Raw genomic sequence first — 21,733 nt, 5'->3', positions numbered from 1 at the left:
GAGGTCAGTACCGGATGCGCGGATCGAGCAGCAGGTAGCTCAGGTCCACCAGCAGGTTGACCACCACGTACACGAGCGAGAAGAAGAGGGTGATGGCCTGGATCAGCGGGTAGTCGCGCGAGAGCACGGCGTCCACCGTGAGCTGGCCCAGGCCGGGGATCGCGTAGATCGTCTCGGTGACCACCACACCGCCGATGAGGCCCGCCACGCTCAGGCCGATGACGGTGGCGATCGGCACGGCCGCGTTGGCCAGCGCGTGGCGCAGCAGCATGCGCCACTCGGCGATGCCCTTGGCGCGCGCGGTGCGCACGTAATCTTCGGTGAGCGCCTCCGACACCGCCGCGCGCGTGACCCGCGCGATGAGCGCCGCGTACATCACGGCCAGCGTGATGCAGGGCAGCGCCAGATGGCGCAGCCACGGGCCCACGCCGTCGCCGATGCGCTGGTAGCCCTGCGAGGGCAGCCAGCCGAGCTGCATCGAGAACAGCCAGATCATCACGTAGCCGGCCACGAACACCGGCACCGAGAAGCCGAGCACCGAGGCGCCCATGATGAATCGGTCGAGCCGGCCGCCGCGCCGCGAGGCCGCGAGCACGCCCAGCGGCACGGCGATCAGCACCGTGAGCACCACCGTCACCGCCGCCACCGAGAGCGTGGGCTCCAGGCGCTGGCCGATCAGGTCGGTCACGCGCATCCGGTAGAAAAACGAGTAGCCGAGGTCGCCGCGCAGCACCTGGCCGAGCCAGTGCACGAACTGCGTCACGATCGATGCATCCAGGCCCAGCTGGGCACGGATGCGCGCGATGTCCTGCGCGCTGGCCGCGTCGCCGGCAATGGCGGCCGCGGGGTCGCCGGGCGTCATGCGCAGCAGCAGGAAGACGATGACGGCCACGATCAGGAGCACGGGCGCGGTGGCCAGTCCGCGGCGCAACAGGAAGTGGAGCATGTGAATCAGGTCCTTGACGAGGGGGCGGGCGTGTGGCGCGGGCAAAGGAAGTCCCGCCCGGCTGCCGCGCGAGGCGCAGCCGGTCAGGGGTGGCGATCAGAAAGGGAGAGGGGCGGGCGCGCGGGCCGGCCTATGTCGCGGTCATGGCGATGGCGCGGACGTCTTGCGCACGTTCCAGTACAGCACCGCCGGCGACGGCAGCAGGCCGGTGATGGTGCCGCGGCGCACGGCCGTGGGCGCCTTGCCTTCGCCGAGCGGTGCGAGCACGCCGTGCTCGAGCACGACCTGCTGGATCTGCGTGGCGATCTCCTTGCGCTGCGCGAGGTCGGCGGTGGCAATGAACTTGGTCTTCAGCGCCTCGAGCTCGGGCACCACGGGCCAGCCGAAGTAGCCCTGGTCGCCGTTGCCGGTCAACGGGCTGTAGCCGATGGGGCTGCTCGCGTCCACGCCGCCCCAGAAGGTGATGAAGGCGTTCCAGCCGCCGTTCTCGGGCAGGTCCTTCTTGGCGCGCCGGGTCACGAGCGTGGCCCAGTCGGTGGTCTGCACGTCGACGTTGAAGCCCACCTGCTTGAGCAGCTGGCCGTACACCGCGGGCAACTTGTTCAGCGCGGGTGCGTCGCCCGGCAGCAGGATCACCACGGGCTTGCCGTCGTAGCCCGATTCCTTGAGCAGCTTGCGCGCCTCTTCGAACTGCGGCTTGCCGGTGTAGAAGCCCGTCTTGTCGCTCGCGTAGAGCGAGCCGCACAGGTAGATCGAGGCGCAGGGCTTGTAGAAGTCGCGGAAGGTGACCTGCGCGCGCAGCATCGCCTCCTGGTTGATGGCCAGCATCGCGGCCTTCAGCGCCTTGGGGTTGTTGAAGGGCGGCACCTTGTGGTTGTAGAGCACCGTGAAGGGGCCCGCCGGCATCACGTCGACCAGCTCGATCTTGTCGTTGGTGCGCATGCCGGTGTAGCCGGACGAGGGCACGGTCTCGAGCATGTCGACCTCGCCGTTGAGCAGCGCATTGGCCTGCGTCTGCGGGTCGCGCAGCATCACCCACTCGACGCGGTCGACGTGCACCACCTTGCCGCCGGCCAGGCCCGAGGCGGGCTCCTTGCGCGGCACGTAGGCGGTGTTCTTGCGGTAGATGACGCGGTCGCCCGGGCGGAAGTCTTCCTTGGCGAGCGTGAAGGGGCCGGAGCCCACCAGCTCGTCGATCTGCTTGTCGGCGGGCGTGTCGGCCACGCGCTTGGGCATGATGAACGGCACCAGCGGGTTGGGCTTGCCGAGCGCGTCGAGCACCACGCCGAAGGGCTGCTTGAACGTCATGCGAAAGCCGTTGGGGCCGTCGGCGGCGATGCTGTCCATCGTCTCGTACATCTTCTGGCCCAGCGTGTCGCGCTTGGCCCAGCGCGCCAGCGAGGCGATCACGTCCTGCGAGGTGACCGGGGCGCCGTCGTGGAACTTCAGGCCCGGGCGCAGCGTGAAGCTCCACACCTTGTTGTCGGCGCTCGCGCTGTACTTGTCGACCATCTGCGGCTTGATGACGCCCTTCTCGTCCATCGCGAAGAGGGTGTCGTAGATCATCAGGCCGTGGTTGCGCGTGATGTTGGCGGTGGTCCAGATCGGGTCGACGATCTTCAGGTCCGACGAGGGCACGGTGCGAAGCACGGTCTGCGCGGACGCGGTGGCGGCGAAGCACAAAGCGAGCGCCGACAGGGAAGCCGCCGCGACGCGGCGCGGTGAAAGGTGGATTGCCATGGAGCCTTACTTCTTTCGGGAGGGAGCGGAAGAACCGGGGGAGGAAGGGGGCGATTCCTTGCTTTCGCGCAGCTGCACCAGCAGGAATTCGAAGATGTCGCGCGAGCCTTCTTCGGCGTCGATGAGCTTGTGCATGATGCGGCGCAGGTTCTCGATGTCGGCGACGCTCAGGCAGTCGAGAAAGCGCGCTTCCATCTCATGCCCGATGGGCTCGGCGCGCAGCACCATGTCGATGCCGGCCGGGCTGAGGCACAGGCGGATCTGCCGCGCGTCCTCGGCGCCGATCTGGCGCTCGACCAGCTCGCGCTGCACCAGCGAACTCACCAGCTTGGAGACCAGCGTCTTCTCGATGGCGCAGGTCTGCACCAGCTGGCCCATGGTGATGCCGGGCGCGGCGCCGATCATGCGCAGCAGGCGCACGTCGCGGATCGACAGGCCGAGCTCGATCTCGTAGATGCGCGAGCCGCGGTCGCGCGTGCGCTGCGAGGCCAGGTCGAGCAGGACGTTGAGGTAGTCGTCTTTCAGGCGAAGCGGGGCGTGCATGGCGGGTTGGTAGAAGTCTTCAATAGTTGAAATGTTCAACTATGTGGGCAAACTACGCAAGCTCCGGGCCAGCTGTCGAGGGAAATCCCCTAGGGGCACACTGCCAGAGGGAAAGGGCGCAAGGGAGAAAGAAAAGCCGGGCCCCTGAGGCCCGGCGTGTTCACCGATCCGGTGCTGCGCATGCACCAGGATGCGAAGGCGGGCGCCCTGCAGGCGCCGCCGGGGTGCGCGCTGTCAGGCCGCGTCCTGGCGCACGATCACCTGCCCGTTGCGCGCGCCGCTGTGCACGCCGTGGCGCCAGGTGACGGCGCCGTTCACGATCACCGCGTCGATGCCTTCGGCCGGTTCGGTCGGCGTTTCGTAGTTCGCGGTGTCGCGCACGGTGGCGGCATTGAAGACCACCACGTCGGCGTGATGCCCGACCTTGAGCGCGCCGCGTTCGTGCAGGCCGAAGTTGCGCGCCGTGAGCCCGGTCATCTTCCACACGGCCGTCTCCAGCGGGAACAGCCCCACGTCGCGGCTGTAGTGGCCGAGCACGCGCGGGAAGGTGCCCCACAGGCGCGGGTGCGGCTTGTCACCCAGCGGGATGCCGTCGGAGCCGATCATGGTTTCGTCGAAGGCGAGCACGCGTTGCACGTCGTCCTCGTCCATCATGAAATAGATGGCGCTGCCGGGCGACAGGCGCAGCGCGGCCTCTTCGCCCGACACGCCCCATTCGGCGGCGATGTCCTTCAGGTCGCGGCCCGCGCATTCGGGGTGCGGCACGCTGGAGGCGATGAGCACGCGCCCGTCCATCATTCCGCGGTCGGTGCGGATCATGGTGGAGCCGGCCGTGTACGGGTAGCAGTCGAGCCCGATGCACTGGTGCTTCATCGCTTCCTGGATGAAGGGCAGCGTGACCTTGGTCTTGCCGAAGTTCTGCGTGTTCTGCACCTTGTGGTGCGACACCACCACCGGGATGTCGAGCGCGCGGCCGATGTGGAAGGTTTCTTCCAGCGACTCCATCACGCGGTCGCTCTCGTCGCGCATGTGCGTCACGTACAGCGCCTTGCGCGCCGTGAGCGGGCGGCCGACTTCGATGATCTCCTCGGTTGTCGCTTTCACGGCCGGCGGGTAGAAGGTGCCGGTCGACAGGCCGATGGCGCCGGCCTGCATGGCTTCCTCGACCAGCGCCTGCATGGCGGCGATCTCCTGCGCGGTGGCGGGGCGGTCGAGGTCGGACATGGTCACGGCGCGCAGGGTCGAGTGGCCGACCATCGCCGCCACGTTGACGGACGAGGGCGTGGCGCGCAGCGCGTCGAGGTAGGCCGCGAAGGTCGTGAAGCGGTCTTCCGGCGGCGTCTCGAGCAGGCTCAGCGGCATGGGCAGGTCCATGTCGGCACGCAGCGGCGCGGCGCTGATGCCGCAGTTGCCCGCCACCACCGTGGTCACGCCCTGCGACACCTTGAACGGCATCTGCGCATGGGACAGCACGGCCTGGTCGTCGTGCGTGTGCGAGTCGATGAAGCCCGGCGCGACGATGCGGCCGGTGGCGTCGAGCGTCTGGTCGGCCGTGTGGCCCGCGAGCTTGCCGATGGCGGCGATGCGGCCATCGACGATGCCCACGTCGGCGTCGAAGCGCGGGGCCTTGGTGCCGTCGATCACGGTGCCGCCGTGGATCAAGAGGTCGTAGTGGGGTGTCTTGTCGGTCATGGGGGCAGTGCTTTCAACGGAAGTGGCAGGCGACCCAGTGGCCGCCCTGGGAAGTCGAGGGGCGCTCGCTCAGTTCGGGCGTCTTCTCCTTGCACACGGCCTGCGCCATCGGGCAGCGCGTGTGAAAGCGGCAGCCCGAGGGCGGGTTGGCCGGGCTCGGCGGATCGCCCTGCAGCAGCAGGCGGCGCGCCGGCGTGCGCGGGTTGGGCACGGGCACGGCCGACAGCAGGATCTCGGTGTACGGATGGCGCGGGGCCGAGAACAGCGTGTCGCGGTCGGCGATCTCCACGATGTGGCCGAGGTACATCACGGCCACGCGGTGGCTGATGTGGCGCACCACGGCGAGGTCGTGCGCCACGAACAGGTAGGCGATGCCGAACTCGGCCTGCAGGTCCATCAGCAGGTTGACCACCTGCGCCTGCACCGACACGTCGAGCGCCGACACGGGCTCGTCGCAGACGATCAGCTTGGGGTTGAGCGCCAGCGCGCGCGCAATGCCCAGGCGCTGGCGCTGGCCGCCCGAGAACTCGTGCGGAAACTTCTTCGCCGCCTCGGGCCGCAGGCCCACGCGCGAGAACAGCCACTGCACGCGCTCGCGCCGCTCGGCCACCGACACGTCGCCGAAGTTGCGCAGCGGCTCGGCCACGATGTCGCCGGCCGTGAGGCGCGGGTTCAGCGAGGCGTAGGGGTCCTGGAAGATGATCTGCAGGTCGCGCCGGCGCTGGCGCATCGCGTTCGCGGGCAGGGTCAGCAGCTCTTCGCCGTTCAGCCGCACCGAGCCCGAGGTGGGCTCGACCAGCCGCATCACCGACTTGGCCGTGGTGGTCTTGCCGCAGCCCGACTCGCCGACCAGCGACAGCGTTTCGCCCTGCCCCACGGTGAACGACACGCCGTCGACCGCCTGGATCGCCGGCTTGGTCGGTCGCAACCAGCGCCGCGGCGAGGTGTAGTGCTTGCGCAGCTCGCGCACCTGCAGCAGCGGCGCCTTGGTGGATGGGGTCGTCGTTGTCGTCATGCGCTCACCTCGGCAGCCTCGTCGGTCCATTGTTCTTGCACCGCGAAGCAGGCGACCACGTGCCCGTCGCCCTGCGTGGACAGCGGCGGTGTCTCGCGGCGGCAGCGTTCACGCGCCTGCGCGCAGCGCGCGGCAAAGGCGCAGCCGCGCCCCAGCTCGTGCGCGGCGGGCACCATGCCCGGAATCTCGTGCAGCCGCGCGCTCGAGGTGCTCATGGCGGGCATCGAGGCCATCAGCGCGCGGGTGTAGGGGTGCAGCGGGCGATCGAAGAGGTCGACCACGTCGGCCTCTTCGACCTTCTTGCCGGCGTACATGACGACCACGCGGTCGCAGCTCTCGGCCACCACGCCCAGGTCGTGCGTGATCATCACCACGCCCATGCCCAGCTCCTTCTGCAGCCGCTTGATGAGGTCGAGGATCTGCGCCTGGATGGTCACGTCGAGCGCGGTGGTGGGCTCGTCGGCGATCAGCACCTCGGGGTTGCAGGCCAGGGCCAGCGCGATCATCACGCGCTGGCGCATGCCGCCCGAGAGCTGGTGCGGGTACTCGTTCACGCGCCGCTCGGGCTCGGGAATCTGCACCAGGCGCAGCATCTCGACCGCACGCTGCAGCGCCTCGGCGCGGCTGGCCTTCTGGTGCAGCTGCACGGTCTCGGCGATCTGCCGGCCCACGGTGAGTACCGGGTTCAGCGAGGTCATGGGCTCCTGGAAGATCATCGAGATGCGGTTGCCTCGGATCTGCCGCATCTCGCGTTCGCTGAGCTGCATCAGGTCGGTGCCGCGCAGGCGCACGGAACCCATGTGGCGACCGGGCGGCGTGGGCACCAGCCGCAGGATCGAGAGCGCCGTCACGCTCTTGCCGCAGCCCGATTCGCCGACCACGCCGAGCGTGCGGCCCGCGCGCACGGTGTACGACACGCCGTCGACCGAGCGCACGGTGCCCGCGAGTGTGCTGAAGTAGGTGCGCAGGTTGTCGACCTCGAGCAAGGGCTCGCCGGGGGCGAGGGTGGCCTGGGACATGGGGATCGTCATGGGGCGTTCCTCTTCACAGCTGCCGCGCCAGGCGCGGGTCGAGCGCATCGCGCAGGCCGTCGCCGAGCAGGTTGATGGCCAGCACCGTGGCCGCCAGCAGCAGGCCCGGGTACAGGATGATGTGGAACGCCACGGTCACGAAGTTGCGGCCCTCGGCCATCATGTTGCCCCAGCTCGGCGTCTGCGAAGGCACGCCCACGCCGAGGAAGGACAGCGCGGCCTCCGTGAGCACGGCGGCGGCGGCCACGAAGGTGGCCTGCACCACCAGCGGCGCCACGATGTTCGGCAGCACGTGCCGCACGAGGATCACCGGCAGCCGCGTGCCGACCGCATGCGCGGCCTCCACGAACAGCTGCTCGCGCAGCGTGAGCGCCAGCGAGCGCACCAGCCGCACCACGCGCGGAATCTCGGGCACGGTGATGGCGATGATCACGGTGGTGAGGCTGGCGCGCGTCACGGCCATGAGTGCAATGGCCAGCAGGATGCCGGGGATGGCCATGAGGCCGTCCATCACCCGCATGATCGGGCCGTCGGCCCAGCGCACGAAGCCCGACACCAGGCCCAGCGCGATGCCGAAGAAGGTGGCGAGCACGGCCACCGAGGCGCCGACGATCATCGACACCCGACCGCCCCACACGGCGCGGCTGAACACGTCGCGGCCCAGCGCGTCGGTGCCGAACCAGTGCTCGGCCGAGGCCGGTTGCATGCGCGCCAGCGGGTCGATGTCCTGCGGGTCGTGGGTGGCGATCCAGGGCGCGGCGATGGACAGCGCGGCCACCGCGAGGAGCAGCAGCGCGCCGACGATCAGCGTCGGGTGCTTGCGCACCCAGCGCCAGCGCGGCGGTACGAAAGGAGGGTCTTCGGCAGCGTCGGCAACGGCGGTGGAGGGCACCGGCGCATCGACCTCGCGCAAGGGCAGGGCAGTGGACATGGCGTCGTGGGGCTCGTTCTTTGTTCTAGTACTGGATGCGCGGATCGAACAGGCGGTAGCTCAAATCGATCAGGAGGTTGATCAGCACGTACACGCCCGCCGACAGCAGCAGCACGCTCTGGATCACCGGGTAGTCGTGGCGCTGCACCGAATCGATGACCAGCCGGCCCACGCCCGGAATGGCGAACACCGTCTCGGTGACCACCACGCCGCCGATGAGCAGCGCGATGCCCGCGCCGATGGTGGTGGCGATGGGAATGGCCGCGTTGCGCAGCGCATGGCCCAGCACCGGCAGCACGCCCAGGCCCTTGGCGCGCGCGGTGCGGATGTAGTCCTCGTGCAGCACCTCGAGCACGGTGGCGCGCGTCATGCGCGTCACCAGCGCGATGTACACCAGCGCCAGGTTCACACAGGGCAGCACCAGCGCACGCAGCCAGGCGCTGGGGCCTTCGGAGAAGTTCACGTAGCCCTGCACCGGAAACCACGGCAGCTGCACCGCGAAGGTGTAGACCAGCAGGTAGCCCACGAGGAACACCGGCACAGAGAAGGCCAGCACCGCGAACAGCATCACGAGGCGGTCGATCCAGGTGCCCGCGCAGTAGGCCGCGAGCGTGCCCAGCGGCACGGCCGTCACCAGCGTGATGAGCATGGTCAGCGCCGCGATCGACACCGTCGGCTCCAGCCGCTGGCCGAGCAGCTGCGTCACCGGCACCTGCGTGAAGATCGAGGTGCCCAGGTCGCCGGTGAAGATCTTGCCGATCCACAGCCCGAACTGCTGCCACAGCGGCAGGTTCAGGCCGAGCGCGGCGCGCAGCTTGTCGATGTCCTCGGTGGTGGCGAGGTCGCCCGCGATGAGCGCGGCCGGGTCGCCGGGCGACAGGTGGATCAGCAGGAACACCACCACGGCCACCACCGCCATCACCGGCAGCGTGGAAAGAAAGCGTCGAACGATGTAGCCCATGGTGGTGCGCGTGGCTTACTTGTCGAGCACCCAGACGGTGGGCATGCCGGCCCACATCTTGTCCAGCCCCTTGATGCTGGCGCGCGCCGCGAACGCGGCCGAGTACTGGCCCGCGTTGATGTACGGCACGGCCTCGTAGGCGCGCGACTGGAAGGCGTCGAGCAGTTCCTTGCGCTTGGCCGGCACGGTTTCCTTCAGCCAAGCGGTGCGCAGCTCGTCGAGCTTCTTGTCGCAGGGCCAGCCGGGCAGCGTGTTGCCGCAGGCCGCGCCCAGGTAGGCGTTGCTGATGGGCGAGTTCACGTCGAACTCGCCGGCCACCGTGACGTACATGTTCCAGCCGCCGGCGTCGGACGCATCGCGCTTGGCGCGGCGCGCACCGATCGAGGCCCAGTCCATGGTCTGCGCATCGACGTTCAGGCCGATGCTCTTCATGGTCTGCGCGGCCATCAGCGCCTCGGCGTTGAGGTAGGGCACGTCGCTGGGCACCATCAGCACCACCTTCTCGCCCTTGTAGCCGGCGTCGGCGAGCATCTTCTTCGCCTTGGCGACGTCGGCCTTGCGGAAGGGCTCCGCGCCGGCCGAGGTGTCGTTGGGGCTGCCGCAGATGAACCAGGTGGCGCAGTAGGCCATGCGCATGTCCAGCGGGAAGCCCATGGCCGCGACGAAGCGTTCCTGGTTCACGGCCTGCAGCAGCGCCTGGCGCACCTTCGGGTTGTCGAAGGGCGGGTGCAGCTGGTTCATCACCAGGAAGCCCTGGTAGGCGCCGCCGGAGCCGATCTTGATGTTGCTGTCGGTGCGCAGCGGCGCGATGTAGTCGGGCGCCAGCTGCTCGATGTAGTCGACCTCGCCGCGCTTGAGCGCCGAGATCGCGCTGTTGGCGTCGGGCAGGTAGAGCCATTCGACGCGGTCGAGGCTGGTCTTCTTGCTGCCGGCCAGGCCGCTGGGCGGCTCGCTGCGCGCCACGTAGTTCGGGTTGCGCACGAACACCGTCTTGTTGCCCGGCACCCATTCGTCACGCTTGAAGATGAAGGGCCCCGAGCCGACGACCTCGGTCAGGGGCGCGGTGGCCGGCAGCTTGGCGATGCGCTCGGGCAGGATCACCGGCGGAAAGCCCGAGGGCTTGGCGAGCGCGTCGAGCACCATGCCGAAGGGCTCGTTGAGCGTAAGCGTGAAGTTGCGTGCGTCGGTGGCCTTCCATTCGGCGCCGACGGCCGTCATGGCGCGGCCCAGACTGTCGCGCGCCGCCCAGCGCTGCAGCGAGGCCACGGCGTCGGCCGAGGTCACGGCGGCGCCGTCGGAGAACTTCAGGCCGGGGCGCAGCGTGAAGCTCCACTGCTTGCCGTCCTTGGAGGTCGTGTACTTCTCGACCATCTGCGGCTGCGGCTTGCCGGTGGCGTCCTGCGCGAACAGCGTGTCGTACACCATGTGGCCGAAGTTGCGCGAGATGTAGGCCGTGGTGAAGGTCGGGTCGAGGATCTTCAGGTCGGCATGCGCCACCACCTTGAGTGTCTTGGGCGGCGTCTGGGCGAGCGCGGGAAGGCTGGCGGCCGAAAGGGCCAGGGCAGCGAGGGCAGCAAGCGTTCGTCGGGTCATCGTCGGTTCTCCGGTCGGTGGGGCGAAACAAAAAAGAAGAAGAGGGAGTTCAGGCGGCGACGCCGATGGGCCACTTCGGCAGGCGAGCCTTGCGGTACGGCAGGGTGGTGAGGTCGAGCGTCACGGCGCCCGGTGCGCCGGCGTAGATCACGTGCTTGGCCACCTGCGAGTACGACGCGTAGAAGTGCTGCGACGACTTGACCACGACGATCTTCTTGGCCGCCAGGTCGCAGCCCAGCTGCGTGAACATGTCGGTGCCCATCGCCTGGTTGCGCCGCGTGATCAGCACGATGTCGATGCCGTTCACCTCGACCAGCGCGCAGTCGCCCATGGCGGTGGGCGTGTTCGACAGGCCCGTCATCACCAGGTCTTCCTGCAGCGCCTTCACGGTGCATTCGAGGTCCAGCGGGTCGCCCGACAGCGGGCTGATCTTGCCGCCGATGCGCATCTGAAGCTTCGCGCCCACGCCGGCGTCGAAGGCGATGCGCACGGCGATCGGGTCCCACATCGGGCCCAGCGCGGCGTTGGTGATGCCGCGCTCCAGCATGCGGCGCAGGATGAAAGTGGAGTCGCTCGCCGCGCCGCCGCCGGGGTTGTCGGCGCCGTCGGCCAGCACCACGGGGCCGCCGTCGAAGGCCAGGGCCTCGTCGAGCGAGTCGTCGATGCTCGGGTAGTTGACCGTGAGGCCGTCGCGCATGGCGATGACTTCGTCGGCCAGCTGGCGTGCCAGCGCATTGGCCTTGGCCTGATCGCCGTCGGTGTAGACCAGCACCTTGGTGCCCATCTCGGGCACGTCGCCCCACGAGAAGCCGTGCGTGAGCGAGACCGAGAGCACGCCGTCCTTGCCTTCGAGCGCCTGCATGCGCTGCACGAAGCTGCGCGCCGGTTCGCGCGAGGTGTGGACGGTGACGATGATGTCGCAGTCGACCATCGCGACCACCGGCTTGACCTTGCCTTCCACGGCCGCGGCGCAGATGTCGACCAGCTCCAGCCCGCGTTCGAGCACGTCGGTGTGCGGGTACTCCTTGAAGGAAACCATCACGTTGGCGTTGTCCACCATGGCGGGCGTGAGGTGGTTGTGCGGGTCGAGCTCCGCGCCGATCACCACGTCAGGGCCGACGATCTGGCGCACGCGCGCCAGCATGTCGCCTTCGCAGTCGTCGTAGCCGTCGGCCACCATCGCGCCGTGCAGACCGAGCAGCACCATGTCGACCGGCAGCGCGGCGCGCAGGTCGTTCAGCATCTCGTCGCGCAACGTTTCGTAGGCATGGCGCGTGGTGATGCCGCTGGGCTGCGCGCCCGCCACCATGCCTTCGAGCAGCGTCCAGCCCTTTTCCTTGCCGCGGATGCGCGCGGCCCACAGCGGGCCCGAGTAGATCGTCAGCGCATCGGGATGCTGGCCGGCGGGGAAGTAGCCGCGGTCCTTGAAGGAGGCGATGCCGGTCGGCATCGGGCCGAAGGTGTTGGTTTCGGTCGCAAGGGAGGCACTGAAGACACGCATGGTGATTTCTCGTGGGGAGGAGTTGTTGGGGAGAAGACGGATCAGCCGGCCGCGTGCAGCCGTTGCGGGCCGAGCATCTCGACCGTGAGCCCGAAGCCCGCGATACGCTCGGGCAGCGGCAGGCCGCGTGCCAGCGCGGCGCAGGCCTCGCCCATGGCGGCCGAGGTCTGGATGCCGTAGCCGCCTTGCGCCGCGACCCAGAAGAAGCCGGGCGCGTCGGGCTCGAAACCGCCCACCAGGTCGCCGTCGGCCACGAAGGAGCGCAGGCCCGCCCAGGTGCGCGTGGGGCGGCGGATGGCGAGCGTGGTCGCCTCCTCGATGCGGTGCATGGCGATGGCGATGTCCATCTCTTCGGGCTGCACGTCCTGCGGCTCGACCGGGTCGGCGTTGGCCGGCGAGCCCAGCAACATGCCGGCGTCGGGCTTGATGTACCAGCCCTCGTCGGCGGCGAACACCATCGGCCAGTGCGCCACGCTCTGGCCCTCGGGCGGCGCGAAGATGAAGGCCGAGCGGCGGCGCGGCTCGATGCCCAGCGGGCGCACACCGGCCAGTTGCGCGATGGTGTCGACCCAGGCGCCGGCTGCGTTGAGCACCACGGGCGCTTCGTACACCGCGTCGCCGGCCGTCACGCGCCAGTGGTCGCCCACACGTTCCATGGCCGTGACCTCGGCGTCGCACACCAGCTTGCCACCGGCCTGGCGCATGCCGCGCAGGTAGCCCTGGTGGATGGCGTGCACGTCCATGTCGGAGGCGTCGGGTTCGTACACCGCGCCGGCCACCTGCTCGGGGCGCAGCGCCGGCACCATCTCGCGCGCCTGCTCGCCATCGAGGCGCTGGGCGCCGACGTCCATGGCGCGCAGCAGTTCCCAGTGCGCTTCGAGCTCGCGCAGGTGCTCGGTGCCCGCGACCATCATCGCGCCGCGCGGCGTGAGCAGCGGGTGCTCGGCGAAGCCTTCGGGCGGGTGTTCGAGGAAGGCGCGGCTGGCCATGGTGAGGGCGCGCACCTGCGGCGTGCCGTAGCTCTCCATGAAGAGCGCGGCCGAACGGCCGGTGGAGTGGTAGCCCGGCTGGGCTTCGCGTTCGAGCAGGATCACGCGGGCATGCGGGGCGAGCCAGTGGGCCACCGAGGCCCCGGCGATGCCGCCGCCGATCACGAGGTAGTCGGCCACGACGGGAGTGGTTGTGCTTGTTGTCATCGCCGAAAAGTGTAGGTAGAAATTTGCGGATACGCAAATTGATTTGCGCCAACCAAGGGGAAACCATGGGTGCACCACCGAGGTGAAATTTGCGTACACGCAATTTGCGCATACGCAAAACGCATGCCGGGGCTGTCGCGCCGTGCGTGGCCGGCCGGGCGCGGGGCTGGCAGAATCACCCGGCACACCTAGAGAAAGCCAAGCGTGACTCCACACACAGGGAACCGGGGCGGGGCGAAGCCGAAGGAAGAGCCGCCCACGCTGGACCGCACCACTTTCGGCCATCGCCTGCGCACCGCGCGCAAGCGTTTCGGCTGGACGCTGGCGCAACTGGCCGAGCGCTCCGGCGTGTCGATCACCACCATCTCGCGCGCCGAGCGCGGCCAGCTCGCGCTCGGCTACGAGAACTTCACCGCGCTGGGCCGCGCGCTCGAGATGGACATGAACGCCATGTTCGCGGGCGCCGGCGTCAAGCCCGAGCAGCTCGACGGCCCGGTCGTCACGCGCGCGGGCAAGGGCGTGGTCTACAAGGGGCTGGCCATCGCCTACGAGTTCCTGGGCACCACCGCCGCCGGCAAGCAGATGAGCCCCATCGTCGGCACCGTGCACGCGCGCCGCATCAACGGCCCCGAGGACTTCGTGCGGCACACGGGCGAAGAGTTCGCCTACGTGCTGTCGGGCGAGATCGACGTGTACTTCGACAACGGCGAGGTGGTGCGCCTGGCGCGCGGCGACTCGCTGTACTTCGACAGCCGCCTCGGCCACGCCTACGTGAGCGTGAGCCGCCAGCTCGCGAAGATCGTGGGCATGACCTCGGGGGAGAGCGGGCACATGAAGTCGGCGCGCGAGGCGCCTGCGATGAAGCCGGCGCGCAAGACTGTGGTGGCGAAGAAAGCTGCGGGTGGCCGCAAGGGCTGAGCGCCCGCGTCAGCCTGCGGCCCGACATGAAGGAGACATGACGATGTCAGAGCACCGGATTTTCGCGATGCCGTTCGCCAAGGTGTACCCCATGTACGTCCAGAAAGCGGAACGCAAGCAGCGCACGAAGGACGAGGTCGACGAGGTCATCTGCTGGCTCACCGGCTACGACGCGGCGGGGCTACTGCAGCAGATCGAACAGCAGAACGATTTCAGGACCTTCTTCGCGCAGGCCCCGGCGCTGCACCCGAACCGCGCGCTGATCAAGGGCGTGGTGTGCGGCGTGCGCGTCGAGGAAGTCGAAGACCCGCTGATGCAGAAGATCCGCTACATGGACAAGCTGGTCGATGAGCTGGCCAAGGGCAAGGCGATCGAGAAGATCCTGCGGACGTAGTGCGAATGGGGCCTGCCTAGCCCGTCGCCACGATGACGTGCGCCTGGATCTTGCCCGCCACCGGGCCGGTGCCATGGCGGCTGGCAATCGCCTCCTCCGCGCGGTCGGTCGCGAGCTGGAGCAGGCTCGCGTCGCGCGCCTCGATTTCGTTGCGCAGCGGCGTGCCCTGGCAGTAGGCCACCGCCACCTCGCGTGCCGAGGGTGAGCGGCTCAGCTTCTCGTGCGTCTGGACCTCGATGTCGGTGAACCCCGCGCGGCGCAGGTCGTCGCGGATCTGTGCGACGTCGTGGTAGCCGTGCGGCGTGCGCGCGAGAAAGCGCGGCGGGTCGTCCGGGAACACGGTGGCGACGGCGCGGGTGACGTCGTCGGCGAAGGCGTTGTCTTCGATGCGGTCCCAGACGCTGAACACGAAGCGCCCGCCGGGTTTCAGCACGCGACGCGCCTCGCTGTAGCCGGCAACTCTGTCAGGGAAGAACATGGCGCCGAACTGGCACAGGACCACATCGAACGACGCATTCTCGAACGGCAAAGCGAGCGCGTCGGCCTGCCGCCATTCGATGAGGTTGTCCCTCGCCTGCCGGGTGACGGCGTAGTCGAGCATCGCGGGGTTGAGGTCGGTCACCACGTAGCGTGCACCGGCACCGAGCTGGGGTGCCAGCATCCGCGTGACCGCGCCGCTGCCGGCCGCCGTTTCCAGCACCGCGCCGGGCGAGAACGCAGCGACCAGGGCGGCCGCGTCGACGGCGTAGCCCTCGAAGATCAGGGGGACCATCAGCGTGTCGTAGAACGTCGGGATCGAGCCCGCGAACACCTTGTCGCTTTCGTCGGCCATGGGAACTCCTTGAAAGCTCTGAACAGAGCGGGCCTGCTCCCTTGCTCCAACGAGTCCGTTGCCTGTTTGGGCATGCGTGACGGGGACGATGGGCCATGGTGGCCCTGCCAGGCATCGTCGTCAACGCCGTTGCGCGGGCGTCCTCCCCTGTAGTGGGTACCGGAGATGTTGCCGGGCGTTTCGGGCGCGCTGATCGGTCGATCCCTCCCTAACGGCCGCGGTCCCCATCGCGCACCGATTCGATCGTGCCGTTGTAGATGCGCACGATGCCGAAGAAGGTGCCCGGCCCGCGGTCGTAGGTCCACTCTTCCATCGGCACGCATTGATTGGCCAGCACCGCCTCGGGGCTGCCCGGCCGATAGGGCGTGAGGATCCAGCCCAGTTGCACCATCGGCACGCAGACCATCTGCCGGTAGACCGGCTCGCCGCAGGTCTGGAGCAAGGTCGCGGGCGATGCGCCTTTTCCGACGAGGTAGCCGTTGCAGGCCAGGGACTGCGCGGCCGCGGAACTGGCGATCAGCAAGGCGGCCGCTGCGATCGAAGCCCCGGTGGCCAGGCGTGCAAAACGAGCCGCGCGCGGCATCGTTGACCCTCTTGAATGCTTCATGTGGGCATCACTCACTCACGAACCAGCTGGGCGTACCGCCAGAGGCCCCAGATCGCGCCGACGGTGATGCCGATGCCCACGCTCCAGCCCGCCGGCACATCGAATCCGATCGCCAGGATCAGCATCAAGCCGACGCTGACCAGCGCGATGAAAGTCAACGTGACGAAATCGAAGCGCGCGACCTCGACGGTGTCTTCCGCCACGCTGCGGTTGCGCTGGCCGTGCTTGCGGCGCAGGCCGCGGAACAGCAGGACATCGAGAACGAAATCGAAGATGCCGACGACAAGGTCGGCCAGGATGCTCCACATCGGGACGCTCCATTTGCGGTGACACCCTGGGTTGTCGCTGTGCGCTTGAGGGTCCGACCCGGGTGGTGCGGCGGAGCCGGGCGAAATGTTAGCGTGCTTCCGGCAAGGCAGGCCATCCTCCTCCGACCCGCTTCAACCCGGCATCTTCGGCGGCCAGTTGTGCGTCTCGCCGCGGCCCTCGCTGCACCACGCATACAGCGCGTCGTACATCACCAGCCCGTGCTGCAGCATGGCGTGGTCGTCGGCGAACACGCGCGACAGGCCCAGCGAGATCGCGTAGAGCCCTGCCGACTGCGGCGTGAGGTCGAGCCGCGCGGTGTCCGCACCGCGCACGATGTCGGCCAGCTGGTGCAGCGCAGGCTCGGCGAGCCGGTACTTCGCGAGGAAGGCGTCGAAGCTGCAGCGCTCGCCGACGTGGCTCATCTCCACGCCCGGAATGTCGTAGGGCGTGGCGCCGGTGCTTTGCGCCATGCCCAGCACGTCGGCCGGCGGCACGTAGAGAAACTCGGCCTCGCGGTCGATGAAGCGCAGGATCAGCCACGGGCAGGCGATGCGGTCGATCTTCGGGCGTTCGCGGGTGATCCATTTCATGGCGTGGCTCCTGGGTCGGCAGGCTTGGGTTCGAGCGGACGGCCGGCGGCCTGCCAGCCGTCGATGCCACCGCGCAGATAACGTGCATCCAGGCCCGCGGCGCGCAGCCGCAGGGCCGTGCTGCGCCCCACCTCGTGGCCGTACACGCAGTAGACGACGAGCGCGCGGTCGGCCGGCAGTTCGGCGGCCCAGCGATCGACCGCCGCCGGGTCGCGCCAGCGGGCACCGGGGAGCATCGACGCGGCCTGCGCGAACACGCCGGCGCGGCGCACGTCGAGCAGCACCGAGTCGGCCACGTCGTCTGCTGTCGCTCCGAAAGGTTCGCTGGCGGCGTGCACCGCCTGCTGGTAGCGCGCGTACACCGGGGCCCAGTCGATGTTGGCCATGAAGGCATCGACATACGCGCCGGCGGCGCCGTGGTCCAGGTGGTAGGCGTGCTCGTACATGTCCAGCGCCAGCAGCGGTGTGCCGCCTGCCAGCGCATGGGTGTGGTCAGCAGCCCATTGGTTGACCAGCGTGCCCTCGCGCGGCTGGAAGCTGAGCAGCACCCAGCCCGAACCGCCGCCAAGCGCCTTGCCCATGGCGGCGAACTCTTCGCGCCATCGGTCGACGCTACCGAAGCTGGCCGCCAGGGCGAGCGCCATGGCGGGCTCCATCGTCCGACCGTCGCCGCCGAGCGAGGCGAAGTACAGCTCGTGCAGCAGCATCGAGTTGGTGGCGATGAGCTCTTCGCGCTTGAGGCCGTTGAGCGCGAAGCCGGGCATGGCGGTGAACGATGCCGCAGCGAGCTGCGCGCGGATGGCGTTGAGGCGCTTGACGGCGCCGCCATAGTTGTTCTGGTGATGGCTGTTCAGAAGCTTCTGCGACAGCCCGCGCAGCGTGGCGGGGTCGAAGGGCAGCGGGTGGGGTCGGGCGTCCATGGGAACTCCTTCAGCGCGGCAGGGCAGGCAGCCACGTGAGCGCCAGCCCGATGGCCGCGCAGGCACCGAGCAACGTCATCACGCCGACCTTGAAGCGGAACAGGGCGATGGCCGCGGCCACGGCCATCACCGCCGAGATCGCGTCGAAGCGGCCCGCGAAACCGTGAGGCCAGAGTACGTGGTACGCGAAGAACAGCGCCAGGTTCAGGATCACGCCCACCACCGCCGCGGTGATCGCCGACAGCGGTGCCGTGAAGCCCAGCCGGCCGTGCGTGGCCTCGATGGCGGGCCCGCCGGCCAGGATGAAGATGAACGAGGGCAGGAAGGTGAAGAAGGTGACGACCGTCGCGGCCAGCGCGCCGCCGAGGAACAGCGAGTCGGGCCCCAGCACCTGCGTCAGCCAGCCGCCGACAAAGCCGACGAAGGCCACCACCATGATGAGCGGCCCCGGCGTGGTTTCTCCCAGCGCCAGCCCGTCGATCATCTGCGCGCCGGAGAGCCAGTGGTACTGCTCGACGGCCCCCTGGTAGACGTAGGGCAGCACGGCATAGGCGCCACCGAAGGTCAACAGCGCGGCCTTGGTGAAGAACCCGCCCATCTGCGTGAGCGTGCCGTGCAGGCCCTGGGTCGCGATGAGCACGCCCATGGCCAGCAGCCACAGGCCCAGGCCGATGCCCAGGATCTTCAGCAGGTGCGCGCGGGAAAAGCGCGCGTGCGCCGGCGTGGGCGTGTCATCGTCGATCAGCGCCGGGCCGTAGTGCTGCTGCGCGCTGCCATGGCCGCCGCCGAGCGCGAACACCTCGGGCGCACGTCGCGCGCCGAAGTGCCCGATGAGGCCGGCGGCCAGCACGATCGCCGGAAACGGCGCGTCGAACGCGAAGATGGCGACGAAGGCCGCGGCGGCGATGCCCCACATCCACCGGTTCTTCAGCGCGCGGCTGCCGATGCGGTGCGCCGCATGCAGCACCAGCGCGGTGACCGCCGGCTTGATGCCGTAGAAGACGCCGGCCACCACCGGCACGTTGCCGAAGCGCAGGTAGACCCACGACAGCGCGATGAGGATGAACAGCGAGGGCAGCACGAACAGGGCGCCGGCCACGAGGCCGCCGCGCGTGCGGTGCATGAGCCAGCCGATGTAGGTGGCCAGCTGCTGCGCCTCGGGGCCGGGCAGCAGCATGCAGAAGTTCAGCGCATGCAGGAAGCGCTTCTCGCTGATCCAGCGCCGTCGCTCGACCAGCTCCGCATGCATGATCGCGATTTGCCCGGCGGGCCCGCCGAAACTGATGAAGCCGAGCTTGAGCCAGAAGCGAAGCGCTTCGGCAAAGGAAATGGGCGTGGGGGGCGCAGGAAGCGCAGAGGGGGCGTCAGGCAAGGCGGTGTCCACGGAAAACTCCGTTGAGGGTCACCAGCGCTTGGACGGGACACCGTCTTGCTTTGCAGCGCGGGAGGCTGTTTTCCCGCGGAAGGGCATCGTAGCAGTGGCCGTTCCTGCTGGCAACGCAGGGCCCTCAGGCCCTCTTCACATTGCTGGAAAGCACCTGTGCGTTTTTTTGGTCAGCGCACCTGCGCGCACACGCGCTTGAACACGATGCCGCTCACCGTGGTCGGGCCGCCCACGGCCTTCCATTCGCTGCGACGGGCGAGGTCGATGTCGTGCACTTCCAGCGGCCCGTTGTGGCTGACGACGCGGCGCATCTTTTCGCGCCGGCCCTTGCAGTCGTAGTCGTAGAGATAGCGCGAGGTGCGAAACGGGGTCTTGCCCACGTCGGTCTGCAGCTCGTCGTAGCGGTAGAGCGTCCATGCTTCCACGGCATCGCCATGCGGCTTGATCGAATCGCGCTGCAGCAGGACCTGCTTGCGCGGGGTGGTGGCGATCTCGGTCCAGGTGTCGGCGGCGTGTGTGGGGACTGCAGCCAGCAAGGTCGCTGCTGTGCAGGCGGATGCGACGAGGTGGAAGGCCCGCACTGCGCGGTGCTTGAGTGGATGAGGCTTCATTCTGTTCACTCCCTGTGGGTTGGTGGGCATCCCTGGCGCGTCCATCTTCTGTGGTGATGCGCCGGGCACAGCGGGTTCAGGTGACGTTTGGCTACAGGCAGCCAGGCAAAGAATGCCACAGGCCTGCGACGAAGGCGCCGTGGAGGCCGGGCACTGCGGCAGAATTCCGCCGGGGCGGGGCCAGCCACGAATCGAGCGCCAGACGTCTGAGTCGAAAAGACTTCATTTCCCAGTGCAGTGGGGCATGTCGACGTGCTTCGGCCCAAAGGGTCTCGGGCCTGTGAGGCGAACGGCTTTCAAAAAAATGAGGAGAAGTCTTGAACAGAAGAATTGCAACGATGGCTCGCCGTCTGATGGCGACGGTGGCTGTGGCGGCAACCGCACAGGTCATGGCCCAGTCCACCCTGTCGCCATTGAGCGATGGCTTGCGCGCACCGGCCGGCGGATTCGGCATGTCCGTCGCACCACCTCCGATGCCGAAGCCGCCGCCCCTTGTGCGTACGAACTATTCGGACCTGGATGGCGCGTTGCTGTGGGATGAAGCCATTGCCACATTCAACGGCTTGGCTTATGACTACAACGAATATGTGTTCGATACAAAAATCGAAGCAGACGATTGCGCGGGGAACTTCAACGCCAGATGCAGAAGAACGAGCTTCAGGCCCATTCAACATCGGGCCGAGCGCAGCAATGAACTGCCGGTGCGGCTTCGCGAGGTGATCCTCAGAACTTCGCGGCACGAATTCAGCAGGCCGATGCCCGATCTGACCACTGGCAAGTGGACGGTGATCCGCATCATCGATGCGAAGCCATCGACCTTCGCGGGTGAAGTCAATCCGAAGGAGTGGGTTGCGTTGCATGCGGCGCTCTCGCTGCCTTCGGCGCAAGCGCTGCGCAACGACCCCGAGTTGAAGATGCGTCGCGTGATGAACCGCATCAAGAACGCGAACGAACTGCGCGATGCACTGGCCACGCAGCAGATGGACAAGGCCCACCTCGATGCCTACCTGTCCAACGGCAGTACGTTGCTGCTCAAGGCGATCCACCTCAAGAACCTGGAGCTCCTCGAGGCGCTGCGCTCCGAGGGAGCGAGTGTCGACAAATGCGGCGTCGACAGTTGTCCGTTGACGCAAACCATCTATCTGAATGATCGTGCCGGCATGCGCTGGTTGCTTTCGAATGGTGCCAACCCCGAAGGCAGCGGTGACAACGTCACGCCATTGATGGCAGCATCTTCCATGGCCGATCGCGAAGCGGCCGAACTCCTCTTGCAAGCCGGCGCCAGCCCTTTGGCGACGTACACCGAAAAGGTGGGTTCATTCGAGCTCAAGCGCTCGGTGGCCTTCTACGCACCCTCGTCTGATCCGTCCTACCTGGATTGGCTGTTGGATATCACCCAGACCGCATTGGAAAGAACCGGCAAATATGAATGGAGCGCGTGGATCGAGCAAGGTGGCACGCGACGGCCCGTGACCGATGGTGCATCGATCGCCTTGAAGCGACAGCCCTTCAAGATCGTCTTGCGCATGCCGGACGACGTTTCGTTTCGGATGGCTGCGTCCGAGGACGAAAGCCTCACCGAGAAAGCGCGGTCGTCGGTGTTCCGGCGAAGCCTGCTCGGTCCTGGCAAGGTCGGTGCATCTGGCCCGGACGGCAGCTTCCTGAGCATTGGAACGATGACTCTGAGGGAGGGCGAGTGGAATTTCGATGGTTCAACCCACGACCTCTCGTTCACGACCGATCCGAAGATGAACGTGGGCGTCAAGCGGGTGCAAGCGGGTGGAAAGGGACAGCTGGACGTCTATGACGTGAAGGAGCTGATCGGAGAGAAGACAAGGAGCGCCATCAGCAAGTTCGAGGGGAGTTCCCTGACGGTGGTGGCCGGTATCGTGCCGCCGCTGGGGACGGCGGCCGATTTCTACAAGGCGGCAAGATTCACGCTGACGTTCCGGTGACGCCGAAACATCGGGTCTAACGACGCGCGACAGTGCGGGCGGCGCGTACAGGGGCGCCGCCCCT

At 68.2% G+C, this 21,733-nt stretch carries 21 protein-coding genes; 3 read left to right on the top strand and 18 right to left on the bottom strand.

Features of this window, described 5'->3' with window-relative positions; all coding sequences use genetic code 11:
* Positions 1–4: 4 nt before the first annotated feature.
* The 11 genes from AC1RL8_RS17250 to AC1RL8_RS17200 all read right to left on the bottom strand — a co-directional run bounded on the left by AC1RL8_RS17250 (position 5) and on the right by AC1RL8_RS17200 (position 13,149).
* The gene (locus AC1RL8_RS17250) at positions 5–946 is read right to left on the bottom strand and encodes an ABC transporter permease (protein WP_307694464.1); all 942 of its coding nucleotides are present in this window, start codon (positions 944–946) and stop codon (positions 5–7) included.
* A 141-nt stretch (positions 947–1,087) separates the two neighbouring features.
* Positions 1,088–2,686: an ABC transporter substrate-binding protein gene (locus tag AC1RL8_RS17245; protein WP_492686082.1), complete on the bottom strand. Its 1,599-nt coding sequence runs from the start codon at positions 2,684–2,686 to the stop codon at positions 1,088–1,090.
* Positions 2,687–2,692: 6 nt separating this feature from the next.
* The gene (locus AC1RL8_RS17240) at positions 2,693–3,229 is read right to left on the bottom strand and encodes a MarR family winged helix-turn-helix transcriptional regulator (RefSeq protein ID WP_095946830.1); all 537 of its coding nucleotides are present in this window, start codon (positions 3,227–3,229) and stop codon (positions 2,693–2,695) included.
* A gap of 234 nt (positions 3,230–3,463) precedes the next feature.
* Positions 3,464–4,921 (bottom strand): N-acyl-D-amino-acid deacylase family protein, encoded by a 1,458-nt coding sequence (locus tag AC1RL8_RS17235; RefSeq protein ID WP_492686083.1) that lies wholly within the window; start codon positions 4,919–4,921, stop codon positions 3,464–3,466.
* Positions 4,922–4,934: 13 nt separating this feature from the next.
* Entirely contained in the window at positions 4,935–5,936 is a 1,002-nt protein-coding gene (locus AC1RL8_RS17230) for an ABC transporter ATP-binding protein (RefSeq protein WP_492686084.1), read from the bottom strand.
* A complete protein-coding gene (locus AC1RL8_RS17225) occupies positions 5,933–6,967 on the bottom strand; it encodes an ABC transporter ATP-binding protein (protein ID WP_492686086.1) in 1,035 nt (344 codons plus the stop codon). Before AC1RL8_RS17225 ends, AC1RL8_RS17230 begins: the two co-directional genes overlap by 4 nt.
* Positions 6,968–6,980: 13 nt before the next feature.
* Positions 6,981–7,898: an ABC transporter permease gene (locus AC1RL8_RS17220; RefSeq protein WP_235944270.1), complete on the bottom strand. Its 918-nt coding sequence runs from the start codon at positions 7,896–7,898 to the stop codon at positions 6,981–6,983.
* Positions 7,899–7,923: 25 nt separating this feature from the next.
* Entirely contained in the window at positions 7,924–8,859 is a 936-nt protein-coding gene (locus AC1RL8_RS17215) for an ABC transporter permease (RefSeq protein WP_492686088.1), read from the bottom strand.
* 15 nt (positions 8,860–8,874) lie between these two features.
* Entirely contained in the window at positions 8,875–10,452 is a 1,578-nt protein-coding gene (locus AC1RL8_RS17210; RefSeq protein WP_492686089.1) for an ABC transporter substrate-binding protein, read from the bottom strand.
* A gap of 49 nt (positions 10,453–10,501) precedes the next feature.
* The gene (locus AC1RL8_RS17205) at positions 10,502–11,953 is read right to left on the bottom strand and encodes a M81 family metallopeptidase (RefSeq protein WP_492686091.1); all 1,452 of its coding nucleotides are present in this window, start codon (positions 11,951–11,953) and stop codon (positions 10,502–10,504) included.
* Between the two features lie 41 nt (positions 11,954–11,994).
* The gene (locus tag AC1RL8_RS17200; RefSeq protein ID WP_492686092.1) at positions 11,995–13,149 is read right to left on the bottom strand and encodes an NAD(P)/FAD-dependent oxidoreductase; all 1,155 of its coding nucleotides are present in this window, start codon (positions 13,147–13,149) and stop codon (positions 11,995–11,997) included.
* Between the two features lie 204 nt (positions 13,150–13,353).
* On the opposite strand from AC1RL8_RS17200, the gene AC1RL8_RS17195 reads away from it, so the two are divergent.
* Complete coding sequence (locus tag AC1RL8_RS17195; protein WP_095946835.1) at positions 13,354–14,067, top strand: helix-turn-helix domain-containing protein; 714 nt, start codon at positions 13,354–13,356, stop codon at positions 14,065–14,067.
* Positions 14,068–14,110: 43 nt separating this feature from the next.
* Positions 14,111–14,461 carry a DUF2200 domain-containing protein gene (locus tag AC1RL8_RS17190; RefSeq protein ID WP_492686093.1) on the top strand — a complete coding sequence of 117 codons (351 nt, stop codon included), beginning with the start codon at positions 14,111–14,113 and terminating at the stop codon, positions 14,459–14,461.
* A 16-nt stretch (positions 14,462–14,477) separates the two neighbouring features.
* Here AC1RL8_RS17190 and AC1RL8_RS17185 read toward each other — a convergent pair whose 3' ends face one another.
* The 7 genes from AC1RL8_RS17185 to AC1RL8_RS17155 all read right to left on the bottom strand — a co-directional run bounded on the left by AC1RL8_RS17185 (position 14,478) and on the right by AC1RL8_RS17155 (position 19,714).
* Positions 14,478–15,293: a class I SAM-dependent methyltransferase gene (locus AC1RL8_RS17185; protein ID WP_492686094.1), complete on the bottom strand. Its 816-nt coding sequence runs from the start codon at positions 15,291–15,293 to the stop codon at positions 14,478–14,480.
* Between the two features lie 208 nt (positions 15,294–15,501).
* A complete protein-coding gene (locus AC1RL8_RS17180) occupies positions 15,502–15,876 on the bottom strand; it encodes a DUF2845 domain-containing protein (RefSeq protein WP_492686096.1) in 375 nt (124 codons plus the stop codon).
* A gap of 35 nt (positions 15,877–15,911) precedes the next feature.
* A complete protein-coding gene (locus tag AC1RL8_RS17175; protein WP_354347518.1) occupies positions 15,912–16,208 on the bottom strand; it encodes a hypothetical protein in 297 nt (98 codons plus the stop codon).
* Between the two features lie 132 nt (positions 16,209–16,340).
* On the bottom strand, positions 16,341–16,799 hold the full coding sequence (locus AC1RL8_RS17170; protein WP_492686098.1) for a chromate resistance protein ChrB domain-containing protein: 459 nt from the start codon (positions 16,797–16,799) through the stop codon (positions 16,341–16,343).
* On the bottom strand, positions 16,796–17,719 hold the full coding sequence (locus tag AC1RL8_RS17165) for a Fe-Mn family superoxide dismutase (RefSeq protein WP_492686099.1): 924 nt from the start codon (positions 17,717–17,719) through the stop codon (positions 16,796–16,798). Before AC1RL8_RS17165 ends, AC1RL8_RS17170 begins: the two co-directional genes overlap by 4 nt.
* Positions 17,720–17,729: 10 nt before the next feature.
* Positions 17,730–19,103: a chromate efflux transporter gene (gene chrA / locus AC1RL8_RS17160; RefSeq protein ID WP_492686100.1), complete on the bottom strand. Its 1,374-nt coding sequence runs from the start codon at positions 19,101–19,103 to the stop codon at positions 17,730–17,732.
* A gap of 170 nt (positions 19,104–19,273) precedes the next feature.
* On the bottom strand, positions 19,274–19,714 hold the full coding sequence (locus AC1RL8_RS17155) for a surface-adhesin E family protein (RefSeq protein WP_492686101.1): 441 nt from the start codon (positions 19,712–19,714) through the stop codon (positions 19,274–19,276).
* A 338-nt stretch (positions 19,715–20,052) separates the two neighbouring features.
* Between AC1RL8_RS17155 and AC1RL8_RS17150 the strand changes: the two genes are divergently transcribed.
* A complete protein-coding gene (locus tag AC1RL8_RS17150) occupies positions 20,053–21,669 on the top strand; it encodes an ankyrin repeat domain-containing protein (RefSeq protein WP_492686102.1) in 1,617 nt (538 codons plus the stop codon).
* Positions 21,670–21,733: the final 64 nt, after the last annotated feature.

This window comes from Variovorax sp. GW822-FHT04E09 (genome assembly GCF_058800845.1).
Note: the sequence above shows the minus strand (reverse complement) of the source record. Positions and strands in the feature narration are given on the sequence as shown.